The following is a 16,942-nucleotide window of genomic DNA, read 5'->3' as shown; positions in this document are numbered from 1 at the left end:
CTATTATATGCTTGTTAAATAAGGTAATTGCTGGTTTATCGGGAGGTATAGTTAAGTGGATTCTTTTGTTAAGATGATCAATCGTATCGCACAGCTTTCGGCTTTATATCGAGAAAAAGAATTTAAAAAGCTGGGGTTAGGAGAAATGCATCATGCCTATATATTGAGCGTTTGTGCTGATCCGGGGATTTCACAGGAGCAGCTGGCCTGTAAAATCTTTATTAATAAAAGCAATGTTGCGCGGCAATTAGCACAGCTGGAGCAAAAAGGCTTTATCACTCGTCAAAGCGATCAGAACGATGCGCGGCGGCTAAGAATTTTTCCAACAGAAAAATCCTTGGCGCTAGAGTCTGAAATCCGTTCAATTCTAGCAGCATGGAACCAAACATTATTAGCAGAGATACCAGCGGAACAACAAAAAGCTGTGTTGGTTGGATTACAGGCAATGATGGAAAAAGCAGAAACAGAACTATGCAGTAAGGAGCAAAAATGAAATTAATCATTAATTATTTGAAACCCTATCGTTCTCGTGTCACGTTAGGCGCTATTATTAAATTTTTAGGGACTATGATGGAGCTGGTTCTCCCATGGAATTTGGCTTATATATTGGATCGCGTCATCCCGCAAAAAGATCCTAACAAAATTCTTTTTTGGGGCGGTGTGATGCTGGCCGCGTCGGCTTTTGCCTTATGGGCAAACATCGTTGCCAATCGAATGGTGTCGCGGATCGCCAAGGACACGACGGAAAATATTCGCGGCGATTTATTCCATAAAATTACTTATTTAGATACAACCCAGATTGAGGATATCGGTGTTTCCTCATTAGTTTCACGTGTAACATCTGACACCTACAATATTCATTTGACCTTAGGTGTCATGATGCGGATGGGCATTCGCGCACCGATTCTTTTAGTAGGCGGAATAGTGATTACTACCACCTTGGATCCGATTTTGACTCTAGTCCTAGTCGCAGTTATGCCGATTATCTTTGTGATGGTGACGCATATTTCGAAAAAGGGCGTGCCGCTTTTTGGCAAGCTGCAAAAGCAAGTGGATCAGCTTGTTTTGACCGTTCGAGAAAATGTGACCGGCTCACGTGTCATTAAAGCTCTGTCAAAGGAAGCCTTTGAACGTCAACGTTTTGAACATGTAAACCAGTCCTTAGTGAATGCCGAAACAACAGCCAATGTAACACTGGCTGCCTCTCCTGCTCTTTTGGATCTATTTTTAAATTTAGGTTTGACCTTAGTCATTGTAGTCAGTGCCTATCGAGTGAATGACGGCTTGACACAACCAGGAGTTATTGTAGCCTTCCTTACCTATTTCACAATTATTTTGAATGCGATGCTTTCGATCACGCGAATTTTCGTCCTATACTCTCGCGGTCTAGCCTCCGCCAATCGGATTAATGAGGTTTTACGCAAAAAAGCTTCATTAGTTCCTGGAACATTAGATCAAAGAAAGCCCGCTTCTACTAAATTGGTTTTCGATCATGTGACGTTCACCTATCCTGATGGCGGTCCGGCAATTGAAGAGATCAGTTTCAGCGTTGATCCTGAGGAAACTTTAGGGATCATGGGCGCTACCGGCAGTGGAAAAACCACGATTGCTAGCCTGATTTTACGGTTATATGATCGGACCTCTGGACAGATTTTACTTGATGGACAAGAAATCAAGCATTACTCACTGGATGCTTTGCATCAAAAAATCGGGGCCGTACTGCAAAAGGATCTTCTTTTTGCCGATACCATTCGGGAGAATATTCTATTTGGCCGAACGTTTTCAGAAGACCAAATCCAGCAAGCAATCGATGATGCGCAGGCTCGTGAATTCATCGATAAACTAGCAGAAGGCTTGGACTATCGCCTGGAAGCCAAGGGTCAAAACCTCAGCGGCGGTCAAAAACAGCGAATACTTTTAGCTCGTGCCTTGATTGGCCAACCGGATTTGCTTATCCTAGATGACTCCTCTAGTGCGTTGGATTATCATACCGATGCAAACCTGCGAAAAGCCTTGCGGATGCATTTCGCTGAGACAACGAAAATATTGATTGCGCAACGAGTCAGCTCGGTTCAACATGCTGATAAAATTTTGCTATTAGACAAGGGGAAAATGATTGGCTACGGTACTCATGAGGAATTATTAGCCGCCAATCCAACCTATCAAGAAATTTATCAAGGACAGACTGGAGGGCAAACCATTGAAGAATAAGGACTCACGCAAGGGTACGCTGCTCCGGCTATGGGGATATTTGTATCAATTCAAATGGCTGTTACTGCTGGCGGTACTATTGACCATTGCCAGTAATCTGTTTGCTTTAGTTGGACCGCTTCTATCTGGTTACGCGATCGATGCGATCCAAATCGGCAAAGGCAATGTGGCGTTCCAAAAGGTTTTCTTCTATTGCAGCTTGATGGTCGGCTTCTATTTAGCCTCAGCGATTTTAAGCTATACTATCAGCCGACTAATGATCTATTTAAGTCAAAAAATCGCTTTTCGTTTACGGAAAGACCTTTTCGATAAAATCGTTTCACTGCCTGTCGGCTATTTTGATCAGCACCAAACCGGCGATATCGTCAGCCGTATGAGCTATGATATCGATACGATCAATACTTCGTTGGCAAGCGATTCGGTCCAAGTACTGAGCAGCCTAGTGACCATTATCGGCTCCTTTGTAATGATGGTAGTGATCTCGCCATTAATGGTGACGATCTTCTTAGTCACCGTACCCGCTTCGCTTTTATTGACACGCTTTTTAACGAATAAGTTTCAGCCCCTATTCCGGAAGCGTTCTGCTAAGCTGGGGGAATTAAATGGTTTAACAGAGGAACTTTTGTCTGGTGAGCAAACGACCAAAGTCTATCATCAGGAGGAAACGATGATTTCACGCTTTGGAAAGAAAAACGAAGAGGCTATGACTGCATATTATAATGCGGAATACTACGGTAGTATGACGGGGCCTTCCGTTAACTTCATCAATAATGTTTCGCTGTCATTGATCAGTGTTTTAGGCGCCTTTCTATTTTTATTTGGTCAATTAACCTTAGGTAAGCTTTCTTCTTTTGTGCTGTACTCACGAAAATTTTCAGGCCCGATCAATGAGCTGGCAAATATTTTCAGTGATCTGCAATCCTCTATTGCTGCTGCTGAACGTGTCTTCAAGCTATTGGATGAAAGTCCCGAGGTTCAAGACGTACCAAATGCCCACGTCTTTGAAAAGGCCCGCGGAGATATTCGTTTTGACCATGTTTCCTTCAGCTATCAAAAAGAACAGCCAGTCATCAAAGATCTCTCATTTGATATCTCTGCCGGCAGTGTCGTGGCCATCGTTGGTCCGACTGGAGCAGGAAAAACAACCATCGTTAATCTATTGATGCGCTTTTACGATCCTGACAGCGGCACGATCTATTTAGATGGACAAAATATCAAAAATGCGACCCGAGCCAGTTTGCGAAAGCAATATGCGATGGTTTTGCAGGATACTTGGCTCTTTACGGGGACAATCTTTGAGAATTTGACCTATGGGAATGAAGACGCTACTTTAGAAGATGTGATTCGAGCAACCAAAGCGGCTCATATCCATGATTTCATCGCACAATTGCCAAAAGGCTACGACACGGTGATGACCGAGGATGGCTTAGCAATCTCGCAGGGACAAAAACAATTATTGACGATCGCCCGGGCGATGCTGCTTAATGCCGAATTATTGATCCTTGATGAAGCGACATCTAATGTGGATACGCAAACTGAATGGCATATCCAAGAAGCCATGGGGCAATTGATGACCAATAAAACTTCCTTTATTATTGCTCATCGGCTTTCAACGATCCGTGAAGCTGACCTGATCTTAGTGGTCAACGACGGAAATATTGTTGAGCAAGGAACTCACGAGGAATTATTGGCCCAACATGGGCGATATTACCAGCTGCATCAAGCACAATTCGAAAATTAAAAACCCAGAGTATCCACGATGCCTTTCGTAGATACTCTGGGTTTATTTTGTCTTTTCTGCAATCTGCCGAACTACTTCAACAAAGCGTCCCCTCTCATTGATCCAAGGACTATGACCGGAATGCTCAAACCAAATAATTTCCTTTGCGGGAGCCTCTAATTGGTCATAATAATCTTCAGCTAAATCCACTGGCGCATTCATATCATGCCTGCCTAATAAAAAATAAACAGGAACCTCTAATTTCAAGTACTCCTTTCGCAGATCGATCCCATAAAGCTGCGGATAAACTTGATTGAAGGTTTGCAAGATCCCTCGGAGATAATTGACTTTATCCAGCAAGCCGTATTCTTTTGCTGAAAGATCACGGATTGTTTGAAAACCAGCATTCTGAATCTCAGGATTTCGCGCCATGATTTGATTCAGATAATTTAGATAAACGGCACTTTGAGTAGTTACTGAACGGCCATAATAGGGCGGCTCACCATTTTTCCGTAAAGTATCTACTACCTTCTGATCTCCATTTTCTTTTGCCAGTTTCAGCGCTAAGGCATAATCGATCTTTTCTGTTTCTTCAAAAGCAACCATTTGCCCAGTCCCCATAAATGCATGATACAAATCCGGACGCTCCTTTGCCATGAAAATCCCTAACGCGCTTCCCCAAGACTCCCCCACTAGATAAAGCTTTTCCTGCTTAAATTCTTTCAGCAATGAACGAACCAACGACGTCCCATCCTTCACATAGATTTCAGGAGTTAATTGCTTTTTCGAAATCGCTGAAAAAGATTTTCCTGAGCCTGGCTGCTCCCAATTGACGACGACAAAATCCTTCTCCAGCTTCGCAAGCTCAAATCGTGTTGCTGCTAATTGAGAACCACCGGGACCACCCGCTAAAAAGAGCAGCAGCGGTTTATTTCGATTTTCCCCACGAATGCTGATCCATTCCTTACGGCCATTCAACTGAACGGCCCTCAGCTCTGCTATACTATTTTCTCCAGCAATTTTTGGTGTCTCTGCGGTTAGCTGAGTCGCGACTATTAGAATTATTCCTAAAGTAATGATCACCAGCATTCCCAAAACCCCTTTTTTGATTCCCTTCGTCAGAAAGGCCGTCTTCTGTCCCCGTAAACGCTTAAAAAGAAAAACGAAGAATTTAATCAGCAATACCAAACTGAACAAAGCAAGTAACAATAGAATGAAAATAAATACACCTACTACCAACAAAGTAAGCCCTCCTTTTTTGACCACCGTTCAACAACTTCATCATAACAAGTTTTTGAACGATGGTCAACTTGTTGTGGTATACTAATTTCGGAGGTTGATACAATGAGCAAACGAGATTTGATATTGGATGCCCTGCAGGAACTGCTCTATGAGGGAACAGCCGGCACCGCTTCCGTTCAAGATATTGCAAGTAAAGCCAAAATCGCAAAGGGCGGGCTTTATTACTACTTTAAAAGCAAAGAAGAAGTACTAGATGCTTTGGTGGAACGACAGTATAGCTACGTCATTGAAACTTGCCGAACAAAACTGGCTGCTGTCGACGCACCTGCTTTGGAAAAAATAAAATTATTACTCTTTTTTTATCGCTCTACCGCAGTGGATCGTGCACTGGACAGTGCTTTGCATGAACCCCAAAATGCCGCGATTCATCAGAAATCCAATGCTTTTATCATGCAAAAGCTGGCACCTATCGTCAGTGGAATTTTGCAGCAAGGTGTTGAAGAGAAGACCTTTGTCTGTGCACATACGGAACAAACAGCAGAACTATTGCTTTCGCCGATTATCTTTTTACTGGATCCTGGTTTATTTACCTGGACCGAGCAGGAAGTCCAGTTGAAGCTGAAAGCACTAGCCCAAATGCTGGAATCCAGTCTTCAAGCGCCTCCAGGATCCTTCACTTTTCTTTACGAAAACTGGACAACGCAAAGCCTAAAATAAAAAAGTTAGTTGAAGGCTGCGGCCCTCAACTAACTTTTAGCTATTCAGCATATTCTCTACCATTTCTTTGCCAAGAAATGTCTTTTCTCCTAACTCATCCACGGTCATTCCATCTGCGGCAAGTCTCTTCACCATGACTGTCAGATCCTCACCGACTTGAATCACATGCTTGTCTGGATCGTAGAAACAGGCTACCTTTTGTCCCCAAGGCATCGTTGCGACGTCTCGCAAAAAGTCTAAGTCCTCATTCTTAATTCGCTCGATGAAGCCATCAAAATCCTTCGTCTCAAAATAAAATTCAACCGTATTGTTCTGATAGTTAAAGCTTTCCTTGCTGCAACCAGTAAATTGTATCCATGATTCCTCTGTTTGCAACGATAGACCGCCATTAAATGTCACATTCTCACCAAAATCAGAAATGATATCTACTTCTAAAATTTTTCGATAGAACGCTTTTGACCGCTCCATATCTTTTACCACCAGCATTGGTCCTTGATAGTCCATTAAACTCCCCCTTTTTAAAGCGTTTACATTATTGTTTACTATATCACAAAAAAGTTGCTTCATGCTTGCTAAATTTCATATAGATGTTTCTTATCCGATAACTGACCTATGTCTAATAAATTCATCTCATTTTACTCAAAAAAACTGGCGTCACTCGACCCCAGTTTTTTCAAAATTATTTTGCTTCTATATAAATAAGCTTTTTGCCCGTCATTTCTTCATAATCATTGACCATGATCTCCCAGGCTTTCGCAATCTCTTTATCTAAGCCAAATAATCCACTACGTCCAACAATGTATATATCTGGGCCAGCTGCATCAATACGTTGAAAGGATTTTCGATTGGATGAACCATCCATCTCGATCACATATTTGTAGCTTTTTTCTTCCCTTAGTTCCCGTAGTGCAACGATTTTATCTAGCGTACTTTCAATAAAGCGTTGGCCAGCAAAACCTGGATCAATCGTCATGATCGTAATCTTATCGACTAGTTCGATATAAGGAAAGATCGTTTCGATTGGTGTCTCAGGGTTCAATACGACTCCAGCCTTCAAACCAGCATCATGAATTTGATCGATCAAGCGAAAAGCTAACCCGTCCAATACTTCAGCATGCATACATATCCACTCGCATCCCAGATCCACTAACTGTTGTACCCAAAAACTCGGATCAGTCACCATCAAATGTGCTGACATGGGCAATGTTGTAATTTTTCGCAGTTCTTCGATAAACCATGGAGATAAGGTGATATTTGGAACATAGTGCCCATCCATAATATCAATATGATAAGAATCTACATGATCATTTAAAAAGACAATTTGTTCTTTAAATTTGTCTAAATCCATCGTCATTAGTGATGGAGAAAATTCTACTTTCTTCATGTATTGTCACTCTTTCTGTATTAAAAAATTTGAATGTCTTCTAAGTTAATGTCATCTTCTTCTTTCTCAACCTGCATCGCCGCGTCTTCTTCCGTGACATTTTTCTTGATTACTGCCAACACTACTGCGGTTATAACTACATTGACTAGGATCGCGATTACTCCTGCCCATGGTCTAGACATAGTCGGGATCATCAGTACCCCGCCAAACGGTACTGTCGCATCTGCGCCTAGAATCATTGTCGTCGCTCCACCGGCAAATCCGCCGATGGCAGTGGCTGCAACACCGCGTACAATATCATTCATAACTAATGGAATGACACCTTCAACAATATTGATAACACCCATTGGAACCGCTGATTTCAATGTTTCAACTTCTAATTTTGTATAGATATTTTTCCCGAATAACTTTGCAATAAAGAAGGCTAGGCCAAAACCAATCGGTGTTGCGGTATTAACTAATTGTAAAGCAGTAATCGGTCCATTTAAGCCCTCTGCTTGCATCGTTAATACAAAGGCGAAGACTGTTTTGTTGATCGGGCCGCCATAATCAACACCACTCAACAGACCAATAACACCGCCAAAGACTAATAGTGAAGAATTTCCTAACCCATCTAAGAAATTTGTTAACAATGCGGTCAATGCAGCGATCGGCGCACCGATAATGTACACCATGATTAAGCCGCCAATGATCGATGTTAAAAATGGAATGATCAGCGTTGGCATCAATCCTTTAGCCCAGTTCGGTAATTTAACATATTTTAAAATCGCTAATACTAGATACCCTGCCAAATAACCGCCTAAAATACCGCCGATAAAACCAGCACCGATTGCATTTGCTGTTAATCCAATGATAAAGCCAGGTGCGATCCCTGGTTTCCCACCGATTGAATACGAAATTCCGGTCGCAATAACTACAGGCAGCAACCCTAACCCTTTACCCCCCATCGTTGCCAAGGCATCCCAAATCGTAAACTTCCCTTGCACCAATGCATCCTGACTCGAACCGCCAAATGCCATCCCGATAGCGATCAAGAATCCGGCACCGCAGACGATCGGAATCAAATAAGAGATCGCCGTCAATAAGTGTACTTTAAGATTTAACTCTTTAATTTTTTTCATTTTTCTTCCTCCATTTAACTAAGCGAATGCTTCAACAACATCTTCTGGCTTTTTCGCCTGCAATAGATTACCCACTACTTCATCGTTTCCAAGTTTTCTAGCAAATAGCGACAATAATTTTAAATGATTGCTTGCACCATCATTATCATTTCCAACTGCAAAAAGAATGATTCCCTTCACGCCTTTGCCATCTAAACTTTCCCAGGGAATTTCTTCCTGATTGATTCCGATTGCTACACCAACTTTATTGACATAAGAGCTTTTTCCATGAGGGATCGCGATATAATTGCCAATACCCGTTTGGCCTTCTGCTTCACGCGCATAAATGTCTTTAATAAATCCTTCTACTTCCGAAATATAGCCACTCTCTAATAGCTGGTTTGCCAGATCATTTAATGCATCATCCTTGGTTTTGGCAGTCATATTCGTTTTGACGATATCTAAATCCACGATGTCTTTTACTTCCATTTGAATTCCTCCCTCGAAACAACACCTGCTACACTTTTTGAGTAACAACTTCCTTTGCTTTTTCAATCAATTTATTCGGTGACTTCACGGCTATCTCTGTTGGCACTTGGATGATTCGTTTCCCTTCGAAACGTTCCCGTCCCGAAATTTTTACATCTACCGCCAAGATCACGATATCCGCTTGATCAATTTCTTCTTGAGTCAGCCCGTTTTCGATCCCGATTGTTCCCTGTGTTTCTACCTTCATTTCACAATCCGCTTTTTTTGCGGCATTTTCTAATTTTTCCTGTGCAATGTATGTGTGAGCAATCCCCACTGTACACGCTGCTACTCCAACTATTTTCATAGCTCATTCCTCCTTATGTGTTTCAAAATAATCTTTTTTTAGAAAAGTTCTCTCGATTCGAATGTCGGATATCCTTCAACAAAATGTTTTGATCGACAATTGGTCCAATCTTACTAAATATCTTTTTAGTTCGACAGCCTGCCAAAATCTGAAGAGATACTCAGTTTTTGATAAAAGTGCTGAGCATTTTCAGCATGTAGCAAATCTTCTAAGAAGTCATCGTCTGCTAATCGCCGTGTAAATTGTGCGATTTTCTTCTTCATTTCTTGGCTCTCATTCCTCTTCAATAGAATCGTGATAATCAGTCGGACTGCTGGTGTTTGTCTATCCAAATCGATTGCCTCTGTTAAACGAATGAATAAAATTTGACTTTGTTTGATCTTCGCACTTTCTAAGTGAGGCAAAATTACATGCTCTGCGATCATCGTATTACCAGCCTTTTCTCGTTGCTTTAACAAGTCGATCAATTCTTGCGCTTCAGTTTGATTTGCAAATTCTGCGATAAAGCGTTGAATTTGTTCCTTGTTTTTAAACGGTTGGTCCAAGAAAACTTGGAAAAAGTTATCGTTCATCATAGATGGCCTCGATTTTCTTTTGTAATCTGTTTTGATCGTCTCGTGTAAACATCGCACTCACTAGTAAAGATGGAATCGGGATCGTATCGCTGACACTAACCGTCGTCAAAATCAGATCGATTCCTGGATATTTTTCCACGAAATGTTTCGCATCCCGTGACGCAACAACGTCAACGATTTCCAATTCCGGAAATTTCTTCTCAATCTTAACTCTTAAAAGCTCTGAGGTCCCAACTCCGGTTGTACACATAATTACCGTGCGAATCGGTAATTGATTGGTCTCAATGATTCGCGCAAAATAAAGAGTGATAAATCCATTCTCATCTTCATTGATTTTTGGCAGTTTGAAACGCTCACTCACGCCATCCGAAACATCGCTGACATCTGTAAAAATCACTTCATACGTCATTTTGATTTGATCTAGTAAACTATTTTTCACATGGATGGCATGCTCTAATCGATTAATCATTGGCTTGATGTGATTCGCCAGATCAAGGAAGATGGATTCGTCTTTAACGGGTATATTCAAACGCTGACTCATACCATCTAAATACATGTTCGTGATCTCAACAACCTTTGAAGAAAATTTTGTTACTTTGCTTAATGAACCCTGCATCCGCGATGATCTCAAATACTGATAAAGATAGTAAACCTCTGAATCAGGCAGATCATTATGCAAATAATTTTCCACATTTCTTATTGCCGCTTTGGCAACCTGATAAAGAGCGATGTCTTGTTGTAAATCTTCTTGCTCCTTTTTAGAAAGCGGACTCATTTCTTCGTTCGGTAGTTTATGAACCTTTCTCAAACGACTGATCAAAATGTACAAATGAGAAAAAATATTGACATTATAGGGATATGGGATCGTCAGCTGTAATTGTTTTTCTATTAGTTTAAGCTGGTCCAAGATAAACAGCACGTCATAGTTATTAAAGTTTAAATCAGAATTATTCTTTAGCTCGTCGATTTCAATGATATGGTGCATTTGAATCAAATCAGCAATCGCGCGACGAATATTGGCCTCTTTTCCTAAGACTGTCAGTGTTCGCTGTTTTCGTTCCAAATTCAAGCCGTAACGTTGTAAATGCTCCGCGATCATCTGCTCATCACTGAAAATAACGGACTCTCCCACATAGTACTCTTCAAATAAGTCATAAACATTTTTCGCATTGGGTGATAAAAGTAATAACTCCTCCATCACACGATTTCTGCGTTCTTGCGGAGAATATTGACTACGATGGCTGGGTTGAACGTTTGTCTGATTAATATATTTTTCATAATTTAATTTGTAGCCTCGCCCCTTTTCTGACTGAATCAGTCCTTCGCCATATGTTTCATTAATTTTTTTGATTAGGCGATAAATGGTCTTTTGTGATGTTTCCAGATGCTCTGCCAATTCGTCGGACGTGATATAGTCATGTCGTTTCGTTAGAAGTAGTAACAGCCTTTGTTCACGATTTTTCTTTGCTCCCACGGCTATCAACCTCCCCTTCTTGTTTTTATCATAACCTGTCAGAAAGAAAACGCTTCACTCGTTTTTGACCGTTGCAACGGACAAAAAATAAAAAGTCTTCCTATCCATTATAGTCAGGAAGTCTTTAATAGGTAGTAAAGGTTTGGATAAGTCATAGGCATTCATTATTATCTAGAAATACAAAATTTGTAAACTGAGAAAAGTAGAACTGGCAAAAAGCGTGAGACATTTTGGAATTGTCTCACGCTTTTTTTATTATATTCAATTACCATCCGCCTGACGCTCCGCCACCGCCTGATGAACCACCGCCGAAGTAGCCCCAAGAAGAGCCGCCGCCTGAGCCGCTATCGTTATCCGACCAGTTATTAGAATTATAGTTTGAGGCTAAATAAGCCGTCGTCAATACATCCCCATTACCGGAATATAAGGTGTCGCCGATCAAGATGCGACCAAACATTTTCTTTTGAGCAGAAGGATTTCTAAGCAACTTCCCTTGGATGATCGCCCGTTTGATTCCTCTTACAGACATACCAACGATTAAACCACTTAATAGAATTTGGTAAAGCTCCGTGTGTTTAACTTTGCGCTGTAATTCTGTCTCACCAGTGATCGAAGCTGTTTCGGACTGATATTTCTTGTAATTCTCTTTTAAGAAGACACGTGCTCGTAAAAGATTGACTACTAATAAGAGACTGACAAAGAAAAGCAGACCTAAGACTACCATCCCCGTCAAATGAAAGAACATCAGCTTTGTTCGTTGACTCTTCACATTTTTGATCTGTGAATCTACCAAAGCCGTCTTCGTATTCATGATCGCGAATACTTCATCCAAGACTTGGTTAACACCCGTATCATAGTCCTCATCCTTGAAGGCATCTACCACGTCATCATCATTGATAATGTCATCGGCTTTTCCATCAGGAATCAGGCCTTCCAAGCCATACCCTACTTCCAAACGAAATTCTCGTTCATCTAAAGCTACTAAGTACAAGACCCCATTGTTCTCATTCTTATCACCGATCCCCAATTGATTGAAGATCTTGTTGGCATAAGATTCAATATCTTCGCCCCGAGGCAATTGCGGTACTGTGACTACTTCAAATTGGGCACCGTTAGTACTTGCGGCTAATTGCTTATTCAATTGATAGATTTTTTGCTTTGTTTTCTGACTCAGCATCTGAGCATTATCAGAAACAAAAATATTATTCTTATTGATGGTTAAATGCCCATCTGTATCCTTGATCGCCACGTCATAATTATTGGCCGTCTTAGGATATTCCTTCAAATTTGCCAAATTATCATTCATGGTGGTTTTGAAGGATTGGCTGACGGTGACCTTTTTACCAGACAAAATATCTTCTCGTTCTTGATCCAAGGTCGTCAATTGCTGATCATAGGCGGCCTTTTTATCATTATAGTCACTGTTCGAGAAAAGATTGAACAAACTGAACCCGCTGACCAACATCACAATCACTAACACTATGGAAAATAGCCCATTGCGTTTACGCACCTTACGATAATTCTCAACGACCTCTTGATGGAGCTGTTTCCCTGAAGTACGCTGTTCCCTTTTCATTTTCCTCACCCATTCTTATTCAAAGCTGACATCCGGTACTTCCTTGTCCTTTTCATCGGCCTTGAAGTTCGCCTTTTTATCGAAGCCTAAAACTTTCGCTGCCATGTTTTTGGGGAAACGAACCAAGCTTTGATTGTAGTCATTGACCTGCTCAATATAATTTTTTCGCTCAACTGAAATTCGGTTTTCTGTTCCTTCCAGCTGGACCATCAACGTTTTAACATTTTCATTAGAAGCCAATGTCGGATAGTTTTCCTGAATGACATTCACCATTGTTCCTAAGCTTTGATCGATTTGATCATTCGCTGCATTTTTTTCAGCCGGTGTTTTTGCACCATTATAGGCTTTACGCGCATCGGTGATCTCCTTGACGATTTTTTCTTCGTGTTTCATACTGCCTTTGACACTATTTACTAGATTTGGAATCAAATCTGCCCGTCGCTGCATCACATTTTCCACCTGCGACCATTTTGCGTCCACGTCGTTTTCTGCTGATGCCAATGAGTTATATGTCGTTATTAAGTATGCGCCGATTGCCAGAACGATGACGACAATTCCAACAATGATACCTGAACCTCTTCGTTTCATTTTTATCCCAACCTTTTTTCTGATTTTTTATTCTGTGTGATTGAGCTAATTATATCATTCGGGGAAACCTGCACCTCAGACTTTCGACTGATTTTTCGGCTAAGTGGTTGACAAAAAAATCCCCTGATTTTTTCCTTCATATAATACAAACACATTCGTAGTAAAAAATTTTTTTCTGCTCTTACAAATTAAAATAAACTGGACGAGCTTCAATATAGCCGCGATAGCCCTGAGGTTCTAGTTGAATACGCGGCGCTTCATTTTCTGCCCACTGACAATTGTTCTCTTGCGGATCATAACGATCGATCTGATGCATTACCGCAGGAATCGCTTCATCAAATCGAGACTCATCATACGGATCTCCTTGGAACAGCAGCATCGTACATGCCGGTAACGTCAACAGCTCAAAGCCTTCAGGAATCATTCCTTGGTAATCAATGGGAACTTCAACGCCTTGAGCATATGTTGAAGCGCCTGCTGGCCGTATATTTTCAGGCAGCCAAAGACCCACAGGCTCATACAGGGCTTCTTTGATACTGGCAAGTATCCCCCACACATCGCAGCCTACCTCGCGCGCGTATTCAATATAGCTTTCAGCCTTCTCCCCACGTAAGAAAATCAGTTTACGGGCTGGAAAATGAATTAAACGAACATGCAAATTTTTCGATAAGGGCGGCAGCTTCTCACGCTCCTCCCCCATTAAATAATAGCTTTCGACTGGGTAAGGGGTGAACAAGGGGATGGGCGGTGTCTTTTTTTGATAGCTTTTCGGAGTGACACCGAATTGTTTGCGGAATGCTCGAGTGAACCCCTCATGAGAATCAAAGACAAAATCCAATGCCACATCGATTACACGCAATTGCTCATCTCGCAAAACCAAAGCCGCTCTGGATAAACGTAATTTACGAATGTACTCAAACGGGGAGGTATTCGTATACTCCTTAAACATTTTGGCAGAGTGCCACGGTGAGTAGCCCGCTTGCTGAGCGAGTATGTGCAGCGTGATATCTTTATCTAAATTTTCTTCAATGTACATTTGCATGCGAGTAACTGCCGCTGCATGTTCCAAATTCGCCATAATAATCCTCCACGTCTCTTTCTTACTTAGTATTTCTCTACTTAAGCGACTCTAGCGACTCTCCAAAAAATCACAAGGAAGGTCAAGAAATGCTTCCAGGTCTCTTCTATACTTATGGTATCAACTAAATGGCACATCGTCCAACTGGTTTCGATTGTTTGAAACAGAAATGGATACACAACAAATCAACTACCGAAAAGCTTGCTGGAAGGATAGACTGTTTAGGAATGAATACGATAAAATAGGCAGGAGTGTTGCTAAATGAAACGCATCAAAAAGAATTTAGTTCGTCACATGGAAAAGCTGTGTCAGGAAATCGGACCGCGAGCCACTGGATCAGCTGGCAATAAGGCCGCTGTTGATTACGCTGCGGGAATTCTTCGATCATTAGGGTATGATGTTCGCTTGCAGGAGTTTTCTTGTATGGATTGGCAAAATAATGGAGCTGAATTAATTGTAGATGGTCAATCGGTTGAAGTTGCGGCAGCGGAATATGCACTGCCCTGCGAGGTCAGCGGGGAACTGATCTGTGTACAAACGATCCAAGAATTGAAAGAGGCTGATTTGACCAATAAGATTTGCGTGATGTACGGAGACTTATGTAAAGAACCGCTTATGCCAAAAAGTATGATTTTTTGGAACCCTGAAGACCACCAAACGATTATTCGTGAGCTGGAGCAAAAACAGCCTTTAGCCGTCATCACCGTGAGTTTTCTTGAAGAGGTCCCGGTACCGATCATTCAAGATGGCGACTTTACTGTTCCATGTGGAACAATCAAGGGTAAATTCTTATCTGCATTATTACAGAAGAAAAACGCGACTCTGCGGCTAATGACCGAACGCAAAGCAGCAACCGCAGCCAATGTGATTGCAACCTTAGGTACAGGAAAGAAATTCGTTTATTCGGCTCATATCGATACCAAGCCAACCACCCCCGGCGCGTTAGATGATGGGTCAGGTGTAGCAGTGCTGCTAGCTCTAGCTGAGGAGCTGGCTCAAACTGAGTTGGATAATCAGCTTGAATTTGTTTTATTTAATGGCGAGGATTATTATTCGATGCCTGGTGAAATGACTTTTATGGAGCAATCACTAAATCAACCGGCAGAGTATGCATTCGCCTTTAATGTCGATGGTGTCGGTATGCAAGACAGCACCATCTCTTACTCACTCTATGAATGCTCGGAACAGCTGACCAAACAATTGGACACCTTATCGGCAAATTATCCAACCGTCGAAAAGGTTGATCCTTGGCCTATGGGAGATCATATGCTATTTGCCGGAGCGGGTATCCCGGCGGTCGCGGTCACTTCGACACAAATAGCCCTATTGATGGAAGCCGTCATGCACACGCCAAAAGATAATTTAACTATCATTGATTATCAGCGTTTAGCAGAATCCGTACTATTTTTAGCTGAGTTGAGCCAAGCAGCGACACCCTGATTTCTTAGTTCGAACTGTCTGTTGTTTTAGCAGACAGTTTTTTCATATTTTAAAAACGTTACTACCAAATTTTTCGATAGCCGGCGTTTCTACACAATGGTGTGACTCCGCCAGCCGCTGCTAAATTAGCATTAAGCAGAACGAGGTCGCAAAGCTTTTCTTATCAATTTCTAGTATTTTTATTCCTTGCTCCACTCACAAATAAAATCAGCACATTTTTCAATATCAGCAGATGCACCGGCTTTACGCCGGATCAAATAGAAATTGCGTTTATAGCTATCATCCAAGCATTGATGAGCAATTCCCTCTGCCGCCAGCTCTGAAATTAAGGAACAGCCGAATCCCTGCTTCAACAGCCCCACAATAACCTCATTATTTTGGACTTCCATGACGGGACCATCGATATCCTTCTCTTCTAAAAATCGCTTCGTATAATAGTACACACCGGAAGTATTTTCACGCACCAGCCAAGGACCCTTGATTGTGTCACCGGCTAGAACCAGCTGATCCTCCATCAACGAGAACCGCTTGATATTAGGTGCAGATAAGGGCTTCTCAATAAATCCGATATCCACCGTGTGATGCTCCACCGCTTGTAAAACCTCTAGTGAATTCATCATCCGAACACTAAAACGAATCTGTGGAAATTCTTGATGTAATTGAATCAAAAGAGTTGGCAAAACATAATTAGCAAAGGTATGAGAAGCACCGATCACACAACGAACGATTTGCTGCTGATTCGTTTGGACCGCTTGATACAGCTTATCCCAATCATCCATCAAGTCGACAACACGCTCGTACAATATCTCGGCTTGCGGTGTGACCAGCACCTCCTTCCGACCACTGCGAATAAACAATTGTGTGCCAAATTCATTTTCTAGCTGCTTGATTTGAGAAGAAACCGTTGGCTGGGAAATAAACAAAATTTCCGAAGCCTTCGAAAAATTTTTTGTTTCATATACTACTTTGAAGGTTTCTAGCCACTTAAACATCGTAATCACT

The 16,942-nt window shown here is 41.6% G+C and carries 17 protein-coding genes; 5 read left to right on the top strand and 12 right to left on the bottom strand.

Annotated features, from left to right (window positions below):
• Positions 1 to 55: 55 nt before the first annotated feature.
• Genes IGI67_RS12385 through IGI67_RS12375 form a run of 3 tightly spaced genes read left to right on the top strand, consistent with a single transcriptional unit; the run spans position 56 to position 3,952 of the window.
• Positions 56 to 493 carry a MarR family winged helix-turn-helix transcriptional regulator gene (locus tag IGI67_RS12385; protein WP_429957883.1) on the top strand — a complete coding sequence of 146 codons (438 nt, stop codon included), beginning with the start codon at positions 56 to 58 and terminating at the stop codon, positions 491 to 493.
• On the top strand, positions 490 to 2,211 hold the full coding sequence (locus IGI67_RS12380; RefSeq protein ID WP_429957882.1) for an ABC transporter ATP-binding protein: 1,722 nt from the start codon (positions 490 to 492) through the stop codon (positions 2,209 to 2,211). Before IGI67_RS12385 ends, IGI67_RS12380 begins: the two co-directional genes overlap by 4 nt.
• Entirely contained in the window at positions 2,201 to 3,952 is a 1,752-nt protein-coding gene (locus IGI67_RS12375) for an ABC transporter ATP-binding protein (RefSeq protein WP_429957881.1), read from the top strand. The genes IGI67_RS12380 and IGI67_RS12375 overlap by 11 nt, the downstream gene beginning before the upstream one ends.
• A gap of 42 nt (positions 3,953 to 3,994) precedes the next feature.
• Here the strand turns inward: IGI67_RS12375 and IGI67_RS12370 are convergent, their stop codons facing one another.
• Complete coding sequence (locus IGI67_RS12370; RefSeq protein ID WP_429957880.1) at positions 3,995 to 5,173, bottom strand: alpha/beta fold hydrolase; 1,179 nt, start codon at positions 5,171 to 5,173, stop codon at positions 3,995 to 3,997.
• Between the two features lie 102 nt (positions 5,174 to 5,275).
• On the opposite strand from IGI67_RS12370, the gene IGI67_RS12365 reads away from it, so the two are divergent.
• A complete protein-coding gene (locus tag IGI67_RS12365) occupies positions 5,276 to 5,890 on the top strand; it encodes a TetR/AcrR family transcriptional regulator (protein WP_429957879.1) in 615 nt (204 codons plus the stop codon).
• Positions 5,891 to 5,926: 36 nt separating this feature from the next.
• On the opposite strand, the gene IGI67_RS12360 is transcribed toward IGI67_RS12365, so the two are convergent.
• The 10 genes from IGI67_RS12360 to IGI67_RS12315 all read right to left on the bottom strand — a co-directional run bounded on the left by IGI67_RS12360 (position 5,927) and on the right by IGI67_RS12315 (position 14,500).
• Positions 5,927 to 6,394 (bottom strand): VOC family protein, encoded by a 468-nt coding sequence (locus IGI67_RS12360; RefSeq protein WP_429957878.1) that lies wholly within the window; start codon positions 6,392 to 6,394, stop codon positions 5,927 to 5,929.
• 175 nt (positions 6,395 to 6,569) lie between these two features.
• Complete coding sequence (gene alsE / locus IGI67_RS12355) at positions 6,570 to 7,274, bottom strand: D-allulose 6-phosphate 3-epimerase (protein ID WP_429957877.1); 705 nt, start codon at positions 7,272 to 7,274, stop codon at positions 6,570 to 6,572.
• Between the two features lie 20 nt (positions 7,275 to 7,294).
• On the bottom strand, positions 7,295 to 8,395 hold the full coding sequence (locus IGI67_RS12350; RefSeq protein ID WP_429957876.1) for a PTS fructose transporter subunit IIC: 1,101 nt from the start codon (positions 8,393 to 8,395) through the stop codon (positions 7,295 to 7,297).
• 18 nt (positions 8,396 to 8,413) lie between these two features.
• Positions 8,414 to 8,863: a PTS sugar transporter subunit IIA gene (locus IGI67_RS12345; RefSeq protein ID WP_429957875.1), complete on the bottom strand. Its 450-nt coding sequence runs from the start codon at positions 8,861 to 8,863 to the stop codon at positions 8,414 to 8,416.
• A gap of 28 nt (positions 8,864 to 8,891) precedes the next feature.
• On the bottom strand, positions 8,892 to 9,209 hold the full coding sequence (locus tag IGI67_RS12340; RefSeq protein ID WP_429957874.1) for a PTS fructose transporter subunit IIB: 318 nt from the start codon (positions 9,207 to 9,209) through the stop codon (positions 8,892 to 8,894).
• Between the two features lie 125 nt (positions 9,210 to 9,334).
• Positions 9,335 to 9,784: a PTS sugar transporter subunit IIA gene (locus tag IGI67_RS12335; protein WP_429957873.1), complete on the bottom strand. Its 450-nt coding sequence runs from the start codon at positions 9,782 to 9,784 to the stop codon at positions 9,335 to 9,337.
• Positions 9,771 to 11,258 carry a BglG family transcription antiterminator gene (locus IGI67_RS12330; RefSeq protein WP_429957872.1) on the bottom strand — a complete coding sequence of 496 codons (1,488 nt, stop codon included), beginning with the start codon at positions 11,256 to 11,258 and terminating at the stop codon, positions 9,771 to 9,773. Before IGI67_RS12330 ends, IGI67_RS12335 begins: the two co-directional genes overlap by 14 nt.
• Before the next feature lie 265 nt (positions 11,259 to 11,523).
• Positions 11,524 to 12,834 (bottom strand): TPM domain-containing protein, encoded by a 1,311-nt coding sequence (locus tag IGI67_RS12325; protein WP_429957871.1) that lies wholly within the window; start codon positions 12,832 to 12,834, stop codon positions 11,524 to 11,526.
• Between the two features lie 15 nt (positions 12,835 to 12,849).
• Complete coding sequence (locus IGI67_RS12320) at positions 12,850 to 13,422, bottom strand: LemA family protein (RefSeq protein WP_429957870.1); 573 nt, start codon at positions 13,420 to 13,422, stop codon at positions 12,850 to 12,852.
• Positions 13,423 to 13,603: 181 nt separating this feature from the next.
• On the bottom strand, positions 13,604 to 14,500 hold the full coding sequence (locus tag IGI67_RS12315; protein WP_429957869.1) for a helix-turn-helix domain-containing protein: 897 nt from the start codon (positions 14,498 to 14,500) through the stop codon (positions 13,604 to 13,606).
• Positions 14,501 to 14,761: 261 nt separating this feature from the next.
• On the opposite strand from IGI67_RS12315, the gene IGI67_RS12310 reads away from it, so the two are divergent.
• Positions 14,762 to 15,940: a M28 family peptidase gene (locus IGI67_RS12310; protein ID WP_429957868.1), complete on the top strand. Its 1,179-nt coding sequence runs from the start codon at positions 14,762 to 14,764 to the stop codon at positions 15,938 to 15,940.
• Positions 15,941 to 16,119: 179 nt separating this feature from the next.
• Here IGI67_RS12310 and IGI67_RS12305 read toward each other — a convergent pair whose 3' ends face one another.
• Positions 16,120 to 16,932: a LysR substrate-binding domain-containing protein gene (locus IGI67_RS12305; RefSeq protein ID WP_429957867.1), complete on the bottom strand. Its 813-nt coding sequence runs from the start codon at positions 16,930 to 16,932 to the stop codon at positions 16,120 to 16,122.
• Positions 16,933 to 16,942 lie beyond the last annotated feature (10 nt).

The sequence above is a fragment of the Enterococcus sp. AZ196 genome, from assembly GCF_050498845.1.
Lineage (GTDB): Bacteria > Bacillota > Bacilli > Lactobacillales > Enterococcaceae > Enterococcus_A > Enterococcus_A murrayae.
This window is presented reverse-complemented; position numbering and strand designations above follow the sequence as displayed.